We start from the raw sequence: 15,566 nt of genomic DNA, 5'->3' as shown, positions 1-15,566 counted from the left end.
AGCTGTTTATTAATGTTGGTACATATCCGGCAATTCCGTTTCGAAAAGGATGTCCATTCTGTTTTTGAATTGAATGAAATCGTTTTCCGAAGGATGTCCGGGATAAGGGGCATAAAAATGTCCCGGGATATCGAAGGCGTTGCGCCATACCAACACGTAAACCGGCTTATTCGGCTCGATCGCCTTGTACAATACCCGATTGAACCAATCGGCAATTGGGATTCCCTCAGCCCCCGTCTCACTGAAGATATAAGGCTTACCGTTCCGTTGCGGTGAATCATGCAGCATCGCCAATATTCTCTGTACATTGGCAATATATTCCTGCGTTTTGGCCTCACCATCACGATGGTAGAAATCCAGGCCCAGTATATCTACATACGCATCACCTGGGTAACGGTCGAAATAAGCCTGCTCATCCACCACGAAATCGGGTGAATAGACATAAAGGATATTATGTAATTGTTTCGTATCACGCAGATAGTCCACGGTAAAGTGCCACAAAGCAATATAATCTTCTTTCGTGCACAATGTTTCACCCCACCAGAACCAACTGCCCGTGTGCTCGTGGTAAGGGCGGAAAAGTACGGGGACGGCTGTACCTTCTTCCGTTCTCAGTGAACCGATAAAACCGGCCAGGTTGTCGAGCCATTGCATGAAGAGCCCATGTTTCTCTCCACCCGGAAGAATGGAGCGTACCACTCCCTCGGACGAGACGTCCCATGCCGACCCACCGGTAAAGGGGTTCTGCAGGTGCCACCCCAACGTGTTCACTCCTCCTCTTTCGAACGATTGGATGATCTGCTCCCGCATTTGAGAGAACGGAACCCTGTCGATATTCAGTTCGCTGCCAGTCTCGATATGTCCCATATCCCAACCATATACGGCGGGATAGTCACCGGTTACTTTTCTCACATCCGACTGCCCGCTATCATCCATCCAACCAATACCGTAGGATGTATCGTCCTGATGGCCGAACATCACGCTTCTGCCTTGCATTTCTACCATATTTGCATAAAGCGCCCTGGTTTCTTTCGTCGCATTCCTATCCACCATTTCCAGTTGTTGATCCGGCTGATAACCGGTACAGGCGTAAGCCGCAAGGACAAATAAACAGAGTTGTACTACTCGTTTCATTCAAAAAAATTAGAAGAGGGCGGTGCCTTTTTTCGGGAAGCACCACCTTCTATTGGTAAAATATTACTCTTTCGTCGCATCCAGCGGAACCGAAGTAAAGATAAAATAATCCATATTCAGTTTCGCGTTGACACCGCTCGCGATATTTCCACCTCTGGCGTACACACTGAAGTTGAACGGTTGCGAAAGGTTGAAGCTCGCCGCTGATCCGCCCCATACATCCCAGGCAGTGATATCGAAGAGCATCGAACGCCATTCCCATTTGCTGTTGGTAGGTGCGAATTTATAATTATCACCGTAAGATGAGTCAAGCTTCTGATTAGCCAGCTTATTGTCGCCTTGTAGGATCTGGAATCCGGCATACCCTTCGGTATCGCCGGTATTTACCAGAAAGTTCAGGTAAATCGCGTTGCCATATTTGCCCGGGTCGAGACCTTCCACATCCAGGCTCATGATATTCCCTAACCATGCCCAAGCGTCACTACCTACCGTATAATTATAAGTTACGTATTTCTCTCCCTGATGGTAACCCGTCAGACCGGTTCCTCCATTGAAAGTAACAGGCAAATCTCCTCCTGCAGGTGCTTCAGCATCCCAGATAAGGGTAGGGTTCAATGGACCGTCGGTAATCATTACTTGGTCGATCATGATCTCGAACGGCTCTGAAGATCCTACATTGCCACCCCTGAACCAGAGGTCTATCTTGTCCACCTGGCCTTTGATATTCGACCAACCCATTGCTTCCAGGTCATAAGATCTCCATTCCCAGCCATTGGTGGTGATCTTGTAGTTATCGGTATATTCTCCTCCCTGTCCGGTGAAATGTTTATCGGATTCTGACCCACCGATGGTGATAGCAGGATTCATATACCCGCTCTTTCCATTTGTATTAACCAGGAAAGTAATATGCGGACTAGTGAATGTCGTTAAATTGAATCCGTTTCCACTGTTGTTATTCGTCAGTTTGATATAACAACCATCCCATCCGTTTCCTGCATCCGATTTTATCTGGAATGCTTTTCCGAAGAAACCGTTATCAACCACACCTCCTGTATAAGGAGTACCTCCCCATCCGTCAGCGGTAGCCGGGGCAGTCTCAAAGTCCCAAAGAAGAATGGTTTGTTGTGGGGTATAAGTGGTCTTCGGTTCTACCACACTGATCACCGGAGAGGTCAACGTTTGCCCTGTCTTGGTAACGGCAATCAGGCTTCCGCTTTCAGGCAATGTCAATCCGGCAGTGGCATAAGTGGCAGAGGTTTCCGATGCCGCAGCTTTAGAAAGTGTCACACTTTCAAATTTCAGGGATTGAATCATATCCATATTCTCCCCAGTAATCGTCACCGTCTTTCCCCGCTCTATTTCCACGGGCCACTGATTGATAACCACATCCAGGTATTGAGGGGTAAAAACCTCTTTGGAGATATTCTCCCTTTTATACTTGTTCGCCACCGTAATATTGGCCACTTCAGCCATACGGGGCACCCGGATCACAAGGCTTTCCTTATCCTGGTTGACGATGGTCGCAGACGCATTTCCGATAAACACGGAGGTGACGAATTGCATATTCTCACCGTACAGGGTAATTTCATTTCCTACCCGTTCGGTTTTCGGATTAAAATCGACAATTTCCGATACCGGCAGGTTGATATCATAGTTTTTCGAAAACTCGTCTTCGGTACAACCGGCCAACAAAGAGACCAGTACGATACCATAGAGCAATTTTATATAGTTTTTCATTTGCATATCTTTCATTGTTTATGATTAATAGTTCGGGTTCTGCTCAAGACCCCAGTTCTGGACCTCATCAAGTGGTATCGGCAAAACAGGGATGACAGTATTGTCTTTGCCGGTGAATGCATGATTCCTGATCCGGTTGGCAATACCTTCATGCCGTACCTCCATATCGGTACGTCCTTCATTACCGATCAAATCGGTATCTTTCGCTTTGGAGACCGTATCGACCAGTTTTCCAGTACGTACCAAATCCCACATACGGTTTGATTCCATCGCCAGTTCCAGGCGGCGTTCATGCAAGATGGCATCCAATAACGCCGTTCCGGACACATTTACGTTGGGTACGTCGGGTGTAGTTACAGGCATTGTATATCCGTCGGGACTACCACTTACGTATCCTTTGCAATAGGAACTGTTACGAGCCCTTTCCCTGACCATATTCAGATATTGGCGGGCTTCGACTTCCTTTCCGGTATGATAGGCAGCCTCTGCATGGATCAGCAACACATCGGCATAACGCATGATCAGGATATTTTTATTGGCAGCCTTATCCAACGACGGTTTAAAGGGTAGTGCCGCTTTCCGGTTCAGGTAATTGCTACCCTGCTCTGTGCGGTTAAATTTCATTTGTACGCCGTACAAAATTTCATTATTGAACCCAATACCATATACTGTACTCGAAAGACGGGGATCCGAAGGGTTGAATGCATCTACCAGGTTCTGTGTGGGGTTATGGAATCCCCAACCTGTATTGGCTCCCGTATTCGACTCCCGATTTCCCTGGAACAACGGATAGGCATTTCCTACCGATGCAGGAGCATCGCTTGCTGTTCCGTCTGCCGCCTGTATCTCGAAGATCGATTCGGAGCTGTTTTTGTTCTCATACTCGAATAATAAAGCGAAATTGGGTACCAAACTGTACTCACCGGAATTGATGATCGCCAAGGTAAGATTATATACATCGTTCCAGGTATGTTCACATTCGGCGTCGACACCAATCTGGTACATCAACGATTTAGCAAGGAATGCCCGTGCAGCCCCTTTCGTGGCACGTCCCATATCAGCGGCAGGATAGGTACTTCTTTCCGGCAACAACTCAATCGCCTGCCGCAAATCGGCATTGATAAATTCGAAAGTCTCATGGAGCGTTGCCCGGACTGTCTTCCCGAAATCGGACGGATTCAACGGAGCGGAGAACAAGGGTACTCCTCCAAAGTGGCGTAGCAGATAGATATAATGGTATGCCCTCAGGAAATAGCTTTCTCCCAATAGTCGGTTTTTTAAATTTTCAGGAATAGTCGCATCGGGTAAATTCTTGATAGCATAATTGCTGCGCGATACTCCCCAAAAACCATGGATCCAGAAAGCGGTAGCAAGGGAACTCCCCTGCTGGAGCCTATAATCCTCCAAATCGATAAGTTGCGGCATATCGGGTAGATTACTTCCCTTTACCGCATCATCGGTAGCAATACTTGCCAACATGAAATCATAATGGTGATCCATCCAGTCTCCGTCGGGACCGCGCCCTTCAGTTTGCGAAAGAATGTCGTAAATACCGTTGATGACCTTGATCGCATTCTCTTCGGTATTCATATAGTTACCGCTGTTTTCCTGTCCCTGTGGTGTAAGATCGAGAAAATCACTACAGGAAGTCAGCAGTAAACCGGTTAATAAGAATAAGGAAAATATCTTCTTCATTTTTATGTAATATTTAACAAATGATTAAAAAGTAAGATTCAACCCTACGGTAAATATTCGTGGCGTTGGATAGCTTGCCATATCCACACCTGCATTCAGCGGATTACCCCACAGGTCGCCCATTTCGGGATTGAATCCTGAATATTTCGTAAAAGTAAGCAGATTATCGGCCGACACATAAATACGAGCCCTATTCAAGAATGCTTTTTGTGAAATATGACCCGGTAATGTATAACCCAATTGAATGGTTTTCAATCGTAAATATGAGCCATCTTTTACATATCGATCAGAGAAACGGTCGTTTTGATTAGGATCCCCTGTATGCACACGGGGAAGGTCGGAGTCGGCATTTTCCGGTGTCCACCGGTTCATCATCGCCTTCGAATTGCTCCACTCGCGCATGTTCGTACTGTACATTACGGAATACATATAATTGGCTATCTTATTACCTTGCGAACCCTGAAAAAAAGCATTCAGATCGAATCCCTTATAGGCTGCTGCCAAAGTAAATCCATAAGTGAAATCGGGATGGGGTGTGCCCAAATGTACCCGGTCCTCGTCATTAATGACTCCATCATCGTTCTGGTCGACGAAAATAACATCTCCCAGTTCGGCATTGGGTTGTATTACCTTTCCTTGACTATTGACATGACCACTCAATTGCTCTGTGGTCTTAAAAATCCCGGCAGTCTGCAAACCGAAAAAAGAAGCGATTTCTCTTCCTTCTTCGGTCTTACTGTACTGTCCATAGAGCGGTTCGCCACCACCCAAAGATATCACCTTATTCTTGATGAACGAGATATTGAAACCCGCAGTCAAAGAAAACTCTTTTCCAATCATGGTATCGTAATTCAGATGGAATTCCAATCCGCTGTTGCGCACGGAGCCGGCGTTGGTCTTTGGTCTTGACATTCCGGCATAAATCGGTATGGGGGTATCGAGGATCATATCGTTGGTATTGCGGATAAAATAATCTATATTTCCGGATAATCCGCCATTAAACAAACCATAATCGAGTCCCACGTTATATGATTCCGCAGTCTCCCACGATAATTCTTCATTCGCCAGTTTTCGCTGGATGGCTCCATCCACCTGGGAGCCGCCAAATACAGCCGTATAGCCGGTATTCATCAGCGACAGGTAGTCAAAATCCCCGGCGCTGGCCTGGTTACCCACATGTCCCCAACCGGCACGCAGTTTCAGTTGTGAAAGTGGAGAATTATGTTTCAGGTCTTCCATAAAATCCTCTTCCATGATATTCCATCCCAGGGAGAAAGAAGGAAAGTATCCCCATCTTTTCATGAACTTCGAGCTTCCGTCTGCACGATACGTCCCTGTGAAGAGGTATTTTCCGTCGAAAGTATAATTCAACCTGAAGAATCCGGACAACAATGTGTTATGTCCGGCACCACCCGATGCTTCCAGATTCTCCTTGTTGGACGACATACCGATATACCGCAGATCAGCATCTTCCGGCACGTCATATACCTTGGCAAAGAGATTGCTGGATTTCGACTTTTGGGCTTCCATACCCAATGTTGCATTAATACTATGTTTACCAAAAGTATTCACATAACTGAAATAATTATTGGTGTTCCAATAGACATTCTCGCTTCTGTTTTCGGTGAGGCTGCTCCTATCCCTTTGCTGATCGGCAGTAATATAATATTTAGGATAATAGTTGCGGGATTTGCCGAAAGCGAAGTGCTGCCCATATTGTGCTCTGAAAGACAACCCCTTGATGAATATATCGTTGATCTGCAGGAAGGCATTGGCGATGTAACGGTCTTCGGAATTCTTCCGAAATTTGTTTTCATAAGCCGATTGTGCCGGATTTCTTCCATAAGAGAAATAGATTTCACCAAACTGGTTCGTATATGAATCCCATGCCGCAGAAATCGGATCCGCTTTCAGTGACTGGGTAAGGGATCCTGAATAGAAATCGCCATCGTTACCCGATTTCTCATAAGTAGTATAAGAAGCATTGATTCCTATATTTACATTTTCGAACAATTTATATTCGTTATGGAGATGGAACATGAATTTATCGAGATAGGTATTTTTGATAATCCCCTCTTCCTTTGAATAAGTGGTACCGATATCATATTTATTCCGCTCCGAACCGCCCGATACATTGATATTATAATTCTGTGTATTTCCGGTACGCATGATCTCATCTTGCCAATTGGTGCCTACACTTTTATTGGCAATAGCATAATCTAAAATGGACTGCATCTGCAGTGACGGCATTTGGTTGGCATTTTTGTAGGCTTCCAGTTTCAGCTCTGCATATTCGGCTGCATTCAACATATCCAACCGTTTGACAGTTTCAGTAGTTCCCCCAAAAATATTCACGTTCACCTTCGTTTTCTGTTCAAATGCTCCCCCTTTCGTTTTCACCAGAATCACACCGTTTGCCCCGCGCGAACCGAAAATAGCCACGGCGGAAGCGTCTTTGAGTATCTCCATCGATTCGATGTCATGCGGCGCAATATGGCTGATATCATTCACCGGAAATCCATCCACCACGAATAGAGGATCGGAATTATTCACACTACCGGTACCACGGATACGTATCTTCGTACCGGCGCCGGGTTCTCCCGAGTTGTTGATTACACTTACACCCGGTGCACGTCCCTGAATGGCCTGGGTAACGTCAACCGCGGACAATTTGGTCAATTCATCGGCTTTCAATGAAGACAAGGCTCCGGTCAAGTCACTTTTGCGCATGGTTCCATATCCCACCACGACCAGTTCATCGAGCATCTCGGCATCCTCGTTCATGACGACGGACAAACGAGTCTGATTGCCGACACTGACTTCGACTGTCTTATACCCAATACTTGAAAATACAAATACCGGATTTTCTGTAGTTACATTCAAGGAAAAATTCCCGTCGATATCGGTAACGGTACCGTTCAAGGTTCCTTTCTCCATAATATTCACACCAATCATCACAGAGTTGTCCTGACTGTCCGTCACGGTACCGGTTACGCTGCGTTGTTGTGCCATTAACGATAGGCTCATGCCAAGAGCCAGAAATAACATCATCACGTTTTTCATACGATTATTTCTTTTTCATTACAGTGTGTGGGGCTTCAGGTTTATATGCACACTCCACACGAGACAAATTATAAGTTAATAAAAGTTACTTATCGGCTACAAAAATATAGCTACTACGGCAGATATACAAGTATTATCTTATCCTATAACAATACTATTTTAATCATAACGCCACGACTGTATACAAAGCGCACAAACAGGCAGATAGTCGGAATTATTTAGAGAAAATTTGACTCGTATTGACTATAAACAAGATAAATACGAAGGGAGATATATCCCAAAATGGTATTATTTTAATCCAAAATAATACAATATACTCTCAATAATAATGAATAATTATCATTAAAATCATATCCATAATGATTATGGGAGTTACCGTAATCATCGAAGGGATGGCTATTTAACTAAACAATCACTTTGGTTTTCCTGAAATTCTCACGGAATTCTTTGGGAGAGCAGTCTTTTCTTTTTTTAAAAATACGATTGAAATTCGACAAATTATTAAACCCACAATCGTAGCAGATTTCGGCAATGGTATTCGTTGTATCCACCAATAATCTTGAAGCATGCCCCAAGCGAATATCAATAATGTAATCGGAAACTGTTTTCCCGGTTCTTAATTTAAAAAATCGGCTCAATGCCACAGGTGTCATCCCAATGATATTCGCAAGGTCTTCTAACCGTATCTCTTCTTTATAATGGTTATTGATATATTCATATATTTTTCGCACGCGGCGGCTGTCGGAATTTTCATCGATATGAGCAAACGAGGTACTGGCCAAGGTGCGGTAATTATCGCAGAGCGAGAGTTCATACAGCATGGTTAGCAATTTTATCACGGCATGAAATCCCGATTTCTCGGCGGAGAGCGTATCAAGCACCGGATAGATCTTCATAATGGTCTCCATCGGGAAGTTAATTCCTTTCTGCGCCTCATTAAGCATCTTCCGGATACTGTCGAACTGGTTCTTATGAATTAAATTGCCAAAGAAAAGATCTTTGGAGAATTGAATGGTTATTTCGCGGATCTGTTTGGATGTACATTGATGTTGTTCCCATACATGTTCCAATTCCTCGCCCGCAATAAGCGTAAGGTCGTATTTGCCGATAACCTCCACCGAGTCACCCACAATACGCCTTACTCCTTCGGCATTTTCAATATAATTAATTTCAAACTCACTATGGGAATGCAACGGGTAGGTGAATTCCGATTTCCGCCGGTCGGCAATATAAAAGCAATCCTTATCCGATAAAGGAGTAATCTCATGCATGATATGTCTGCTATCCGGATTGGCCATCGACACCTATCGTTAAGATCCCATAATAATAGTATAAAGATAGTATTAATCGAACATTTTTTTAAACTTATCGAATACGGTCTTTTTCGCAGCTTTAGAGGGAATAAAATTCTCGGACCTGTCCATTTCCTGTAGCCATTTCCGTTCCTTGTCGTTCAAGTTCTCCGGCACGTACACATTCACGTTGACCAATTCATCACCTTTGCCAAATCCATTTACCGACGGCAAACCTTTATTCCGTAACCGCAACACTTTTCCGGGCTGCGTACCCGGCTCAATTTTCACTTTAGCCATTCCATCGATAGTAGGCACTTCCACTGTTCCTCCCAGTGCGGCCATCGGGAAAGTAAGAAACAGATTATATATCACATCGTTCTCATCACGGATGAGGTTGGGATCCTGTTCCTCTTCCACAACAATCAACAGGTCACCATTGATTCCTCCCCTACGGGCAGCATTTCCTTTACCCGACATGGAGAGTTGCATTCCTTCGGCCACACCGGCGGGTATTCTAATGGAGAGGACTTCTTCATCTCGTACAATACCTTCGCCGTTGCAATAGGAACATTTTTTGGTGATAGTGGTCCCTTCCCCGTTGCAGGTAGGGCAAGTAGAAGAAGTCTGCATCTGGCCGAGAATGGTATTGGTCACACGTGTCACCACACCCGAACCCTTACATGTGCTACAGGTGGAAGTTGAATTCCCATTCTCTGATCCGTTCCCATTGCAATGGGAACAGGAGACATATTTCTTTACTTTGATCTTTTTCTCTACGCCGTTGAGGATTTCTTTGAGGTTCAACTTCACTTTCACACGAAGATCAGAACCACGGTTCACTCTCCTGCCCCGCTGCGAACCACCGAAGCCGCCAAAACCACCGAAACCGCCGAAATGACCACCGAAGATATCTCCAAACTGAGAGAAAATATCGTCCATCGACATACCTCCACCGAAACCGCCCGATGCAGCTCCTCCTACACCAGCATGACCAAACTGGTCGTAACGCGCCCGCTTCTGCTCATCACTCAGCACTTCATAAGCCTCCGCAGCTTCTTTGAATTTCTCTTCCGCCTCCTTATCTCCCGGATTTTTATCAGGGTGGTACTGAATGGCTTTCTTACGGTAGGCTTTTTTTATCTCTTCGGCAGTAGCCGTCTTGGATATTTCCAATATTTCATAAAAATCTCTTTTCGCCGCCATCTTAGTCCCCCACAATTACTTTCGGAAAACGGATAATCTTATCGTTCAGCCGGTATCCTTTCTGGATGCAATCTACTACTGTTCCTTTCTGAGACTCTTCGGGAGCCGGAATAGTTGTGACTGCCTCAAAGTTGTCAGCATCAAACGGCTGACCGATAGCTTCAATTTCGGAGACTCCATGTTGTTTCAAAAAAGCGGTAAACTTGGTATAAATCAAATCCATCCCTTCCAACATGGCTTCTCTATCTTCTGTTTTATGCAATGACTCAAGGGCACGTTCAAAATCGTCTACCAACGCAATAATATCCAGCAAGACACGCTCTCCACCATTCTTTATCAGGTCGGATTTCTCTTTTAACGTACGTTTCCGGAAATTATCGAATTCGGCGTGTAGACGGAGATAGCTGTCATTCAGCTCGTCATACTTTTGACGAAGGTCGTCATCATCGTTCTTATCTGCCAATTTGTCCACTTCTTCATCTATTATATCTTGCTGATCTTGCTGGTCACCAACTTCCTGCCGGTTCATCTCTTCATCCCATTCTTCAGGATCCATATTGAATTGATTGTTATTATCCATATAGTTATTTTTTACTTACACTAAAGCTTGGGACCAAGCGCCAAGAATCAATACCTGGCATCCGAGTCCGCTCTTTCACTTCTCTTACTGCAAATAGTTTGCCAAAAATAAAAAACAGGATACCGATCGGATTTTAAAGAAAGAGGTCGCACCATTCATCGAATACCTCCACCTGGTGTGTGCCATGATTGGCGAGGCTTTGCCTGACTTTTTTCAGTGGTTTTTCTTTTCCCAACTGTGATTTCGAATAAAATTTATCAGCAAAACAGATAATTTTCTCTTCCAGACTTTGTGGTCGCATATCCCTATGGGGAACAGGTAATTTCCGGTTGATAATGGTCTCCAGGCTCAATCCGGTACCGGTATGCCTCTCGCACACCAAACCATGTCTCGGATAACCTTCTTGGGTAAGCAACTCACATCCCAGATAGCCGTGGCAAATATAAGGGTAACTGCCTTCACAAGCGATATGGGGTGCTTTTGTCATAAAGATGCCGATATCATGAAGCATTCCCGCTTCCTCAATAAACCGGACATCCACTGCCAACTCAGGATGTTTCTGAACGATAAAAAGGGACTTGTTTGTCACATCTGTCACGTGCGACATATAAATATCATAGAGTTTAGTCCCTACCTTGTAATACTTGTCGATAATTGCTTGTGCGTTCATAAAATCAACCGCCAAATTACCGTAATGGCAGTACTGCAAAAGTAATACAAAAAGGTTATATTCGAAAAATTCCGGCAAAAGCCTGAAAATTTGGAACAGCATTCATTTTATCAATGAATTATTTAAATCACAATGGTACTACATATTTTTTCATGGCCATATCCTGAAATGATTTAGGTACGGCAGTCTTTACTTCATCGATAATAATATTGATCATGCGTTCACGAAGAAACTCCTGGCGGGTGATCAGGCTAATCTCACGCACCGGCGTGGAATTCTTGAAAGGTCGTACATTTTTTTTCTGTTTCTCGCTCATATTGCCGAGGGCCATCTCAGGAATAACCGTAATCCCTTCGTTCTGGTCCACAATACTGATAAGAGTATCGATACTGCCCGCTTCATAAGAAAAAATAGAAGTATTATTACTACGTTTTTTTTTCAGATTACAAAGATGCAATATCTGAGTCCTGAAGCAATGCACTTCATCAAGCAGCCACAGTCTCGCGGCATTCAAGTCACTCTCATCGAGTGCGGTTTTGGCAAACAGTGCTTTTTCCAGGGGCGACACATAAGCGAAGAACCGTTCATAATAGATCGGATATTCCTTGATGGAATTCTCTTTTAAAGGGGTTGCCAATATACCTCCATCCAAGGAATCGTTAGCAAGTCCTTTCAGGATTTGATCGGTTGTCAATTCGGAAATAACGATACGAACATCATGCCTGTTTTCCTGATGTACCTGCATCAGCTTAGGCAACAAATAAGGAGACACGGTAGGAATAATGCCCAAACGGAATACACCTTTGACAATGCCCTTCTCTTCCTGTATGATCTCTTTGATCTGATTTACCTGGGCCACCGCAATGCGAGCCTGTGTAATGATACGTACACCGATTTCGGTAGGTTGCACAGGAAGCTGGGAACGGTCGAATATTTTCACGCCCAACTCCTCTTCCAGTTTCTGGATCATCATACTCAATGTAGGCTGGGTTACATAGGATGCCTCAGCTGCTTTAGAGAAGTGACGGTGGTTATCTACCGCGATAATATATTCTAATTGCTGGATATTCATGTGATTATTTTATTTCTTTTTATCGACACCGTATTTATCCGGACTATTTGTAATTGGAGAAATACTTCATGAACTGAACCCGCTCATAGAGTACCGGGCTTTTGATGTTCGCATAATTTAATATCCCTTTAAAATCTTCTATACGCTCATAATTACTCTGGGACATCCATTCCTCCATACAGAACAACATATCATGCACTACATGAGGTCCCTGTTCATAAAGTACACTACACAATTGAATAGCACCTGCTCCGGCAAGAATTCCTTTCACGGCATCTTCCCATGAATGCACGCCATATGAGCAAGCAATATCGAAATCAGGTACACGGCCTGAAACGATAGCAGTCCAGCGCAATGTATCACTGAAATCGGAAGGGGTGCTAAAAACGGGACCGGAAGTAAGCTCAAGTTTTTTAATATCTATATCGAGTTGATAAAAACGGTTAAAAAGCACTACTCCTCCGGCTCCCAATGCTTTCAGTTTACTTACCAGTCCCGGAAGGTTACTAATATTTTTAGCCATCTTGATCACGATGGGTATCCGGATAATTTTCTTCAATTCTCTTACAATATTCACATAAGACTCTTCGAGATAGGCGTCTCCCAATTCTCCCGCATTCAACACGAACAGGTTCAACTCAATCGCATCGGCTCCGGCATCCTGGATACTTTTGGCAAAATCAACCCAACGGCTCAACTTATAGCAATTGATACTGGCAATGATAGGAATATCACATTCTTGCCTGGTTGAACGGATCAGATCCAGATACTTCTCCATATGATTCATCTCAATATACGTATTGATGTAATCAGCCGCCTCGGGATAATCGGCGATCTGGGAGAGCTTTTCGGAATGATTCTCGATCTGCTCTTCGAAAAGAGATTTCAATACAATTGCACTCACTCCCGCCTCTTCCAACTCTTTGATTTTGTGTACTGAATTGGTAAGGCCGCTGCTTCCGGCTATCAACGGATTCTTTAATCGTAATCCTGCGAAGGTTGTTTCTAAATTAATCATGAACTCACGATGTTTTTCAAAAAAATTTATACTCAACAAAAATAGGTATTTTATCGATAAAATCAATAGCTTATATTGAAAATAAATTGGGGACCAATAAAAGAGTGGCTCACTGATCTTAAAAGATCAGCAGATCATCGGTCACCAAAAATCAGTGTTCCTATCCGTACCATAGTACTTCCTTCTTCAATGGCAATCGGATAATCACTTGTCATTCCCATAGAGATTTCCCTGAAACTGGAATCGTCAGCGAAATAACCGGTCTTGAATTCGTCGAACAGCGATTTCAGTTGCCGAAACTCTTTACGTACCTGATCTTTATCATCCGTAAAAGTACCCATCCCCATCACACCGGCAATCCGAACATGAGGACACGCTTTCCATCTGCCCTCTTCGAGGAAGAGACGGCACTCATCGGGAGAAAAACCGGACTTGGTCTCCTCTTCGGCAATATGTATCTGCAACAAACAAGAAATAACCCGGGTATTGATCTCTGCCTGTTTCTCGATTTCCAATAATAGCCGCTCACTGTCGAGACTATGGATCAGGGAGATAAACGGAGCAATCTGTCTGACTTTGTTCCGCTGCAAGCTGCCTATAAAATGCCATTGTATGTCTCCTGGAAGTCGCTCTTTTTTGGTAAGGAGCTCCTGCACCCTGCTTTCACCAAAAATTCGCTGCCCAGCATCATAGGCTTCCCGGACCACCAGTGCAGGATGGAATTTGGAAACCGCTACCAGTGTCACGCCGGAAGGGATAGCTTCCCGTAAAGTTTCTATATGCGATTGTATGGTCACTCTTCCTCTTTTTTACTCTTTCCTTCACCATAGGGAAACACATCCATAATTGCCGTCTCCACGACCGAAGCAAGACTATAATCGATCATGGTCTTTTTCATTTCGGCTTCTACGATCTCAACAGCTTCCTTCAATTCGGAAGCCTGCACCAACATATTAACTGCAGTTTTCTTCTCAGACCCGCTCTTTTCATCGAGGGTGATGAAATAGAGTTTCGCTTTATAGTAGCGGTCACCCGTCTCATTGAAAAACGATTCTGTATATTTCACCCGTTTGATATCGGAAACTGAAAACTCACCTGAGATAAACGGTTTAATCTCTTCTATGATCCTCGCCTCCGCTTCGGTGAACGATAAAGCATCCACCAAATAAGGTTCTGTCACTGTTTTTTGCATGCCGGTCTCCAGCATTTTGTCATATCTTATCTTACACTCAAACCAATTATACATATATTTTTTATTTTTCGGCTGCATCCTTTCGCAACACCGTGCAAAGTTATGACTTTCCCTCAAAAATGAAAAATAAACTATGAGGTACTCGTATAAGCACAATTTATCCCAAAAAAAATTGATACTTTTGCAGATTATCGTATAAAAATGATTGGAACCCTCGTAAATACAGCGGCTGTAATCGGTGGTGGAATGATCGGCCTGGCGCTCAAAAAACGAATGCCGGAACGTGTCACCTCTATCTATTTTCAGGCAATCGGACTCTTCACCCTGGCTATCGGAGCATCAATGGCTATCGAGATGGAGAAGATACTTATTGTGGTCAGTAGCCTTGCTATCGGCTCCCTGTTGGGAGAGTGGGCAGATGTGGAGAAAGGTACCGAGCGGATGAGCAATTATCTGAAGTATCGCTTTCGCATCGGCAGTGAGCAATTTTCAGAGGGACTGGTCACCTCCTTTCTCCTGTTTTGCGTGGGCTCCCTCACTATTATTGGCACGATACAGGAAGGGACAGGAGGTTCGCCGGATTTGCTTTATACCAAATCATTGATGGATTTCTTCTCTGCCATATTACTGGCTTCCGCCTTTGGCACGGGCGTCGTACTATCCGCCATTCCGCTTTTCATCTTCCAGGCCTCTCTCACCCTGCTGGCCAAATACGCCGCCACCCTCTTTACCGACGACATCATCCTCGGACTCACCTCCATAGGGGGGATATTACTGATTGGATTAGGGATCAACATATTGGGGCTTAAAAAGCTACGCATCATGAATATGCTCCCATCACTGGTTATTGTCGTATTGTTGATCTGGATATTCGGTTAAACCGACGGTAATTCCTCTTCATTGTTAA

13 protein-coding genes are annotated in these 15,566 nt (G+C 44.2%); 1 reads left to right on the top strand and 12 read right to left on the bottom strand.

Annotated features, from left to right (window positions below; genetic code table 11):
* Positions 1-9: 9 nt before the first annotated feature.
* The 12 genes from B4G81_RS10355 to B4G81_RS10300 form a co-directional block, all read right to left on the bottom strand.
* Positions 10-1,134 (bottom strand): glycoside hydrolase family 26 protein, encoded by a 1,125-nt coding sequence (locus B4G81_RS10355; protein WP_294082223.1) that lies wholly within the window; start codon positions 1,132-1,134, stop codon positions 10-12.
* Positions 1,135-1,197: 63 nt separating this feature from the next.
* Positions 1,198-2,871: an IPT/TIG domain-containing protein gene (locus B4G81_RS10350; protein WP_294082221.1), complete on the bottom strand. Its 1,674-nt coding sequence runs from the start codon at positions 2,869-2,871 to the stop codon at positions 1,198-1,200.
* Between the two features lie 24 nt (positions 2,872-2,895).
* The gene (locus B4G81_RS10345) at positions 2,896-4,566 is read right to left on the bottom strand and encodes a RagB/SusD family nutrient uptake outer membrane protein (RefSeq protein WP_294082219.1); all 1,671 of its coding nucleotides are present in this window, start codon (positions 4,564-4,566) and stop codon (positions 2,896-2,898) included.
* Between the two features lie 24 nt (positions 4,567-4,590).
* The gene (locus tag B4G81_RS10340; RefSeq protein ID WP_294082218.1) at positions 4,591-7,629 is read right to left on the bottom strand and encodes a SusC/RagA family TonB-linked outer membrane protein; all 3,039 of its coding nucleotides are present in this window, start codon (positions 7,627-7,629) and stop codon (positions 4,591-4,593) included.
* A 404-nt stretch (positions 7,630-8,033) separates the two neighbouring features.
* Entirely contained in the window at positions 8,034-8,927 is an 894-nt protein-coding gene (locus B4G81_RS10335; RefSeq protein ID WP_294082216.1) for an AraC family transcriptional regulator, read from the bottom strand.
* Positions 8,928-8,972: 45 nt separating this feature from the next.
* A complete protein-coding gene (gene dnaJ / locus B4G81_RS10330; protein ID WP_294082214.1) occupies positions 8,973-10,127 on the bottom strand; it encodes a molecular chaperone DnaJ in 1,155 nt (384 codons plus the stop codon).
* Position 10,128: 1 nt separating this feature from the next.
* On the bottom strand, positions 10,129-10,707 hold the full coding sequence (locus tag B4G81_RS10325; RefSeq protein ID WP_294082212.1) for a nucleotide exchange factor GrpE: 579 nt from the start codon (positions 10,705-10,707) through the stop codon (positions 10,129-10,131).
* A 133-nt stretch (positions 10,708-10,840) separates the two neighbouring features.
* Positions 10,841-11,377, bottom strand: a complete 537-nt coding sequence (locus B4G81_RS10320; protein ID WP_294082367.1) for an HD domain-containing protein — start codon at positions 11,375-11,377, stop codon at positions 10,841-10,843.
* A gap of 127 nt (positions 11,378-11,504) precedes the next feature.
* On the bottom strand, positions 11,505-12,449 hold the full coding sequence (locus tag B4G81_RS10315; RefSeq protein WP_294082210.1) for a hydrogen peroxide-inducible genes activator: 945 nt from the start codon (positions 12,447-12,449) through the stop codon (positions 11,505-11,507).
* Between the two features lie 43 nt (positions 12,450-12,492).
* Positions 12,493-13,467 carry a dihydroorotate dehydrogenase-like protein gene (locus B4G81_RS10310; protein WP_294082208.1) on the bottom strand — a complete coding sequence of 325 codons (975 nt, stop codon included), beginning with the start codon at positions 13,465-13,467 and terminating at the stop codon, positions 12,493-12,495.
* A gap of 134 nt (positions 13,468-13,601) precedes the next feature.
* Positions 13,602-14,264, bottom strand: coding sequence for a YggS family pyridoxal phosphate-dependent enzyme (locus tag B4G81_RS10305; RefSeq protein ID WP_294082206.1), 663 nt, complete (start codon positions 14,262-14,264; stop codon positions 13,602-13,604).
* Positions 14,261-14,713: a DUF4494 domain-containing protein gene (locus B4G81_RS10300; RefSeq protein ID WP_294082204.1), complete on the bottom strand. Its 453-nt coding sequence runs from the start codon at positions 14,711-14,713 to the stop codon at positions 14,261-14,263. The genes B4G81_RS10305 and B4G81_RS10300 overlap by 4 nt, the downstream gene beginning before the upstream one ends.
* Positions 14,714-14,860: 147 nt before the next feature.
* Here B4G81_RS10300 and B4G81_RS10295 point away from each other — a divergent pair, with 147 nt between their 5' ends.
* Entirely contained in the window at positions 14,861-15,538 is a 678-nt protein-coding gene (locus B4G81_RS10295) for a DUF554 domain-containing protein (protein ID WP_294082201.1), read from the top strand.
* Positions 15,539-15,566: the final 28 nt, after the last annotated feature.

Origin of the sequence: Proteiniphilum sp. UBA5384, assembly GCF_002410825.1 — a bacterium.
In the GTDB taxonomy this organism is placed as follows: domain Bacteria; phylum Bacteroidota; class Bacteroidia; order Bacteroidales; family Dysgonomonadaceae; genus Proteiniphilum.
The sequence above is the reverse complement of the archived record's forward strand: the minus strand, read 5'-3'. Positions and strand labels throughout refer to the sequence as shown.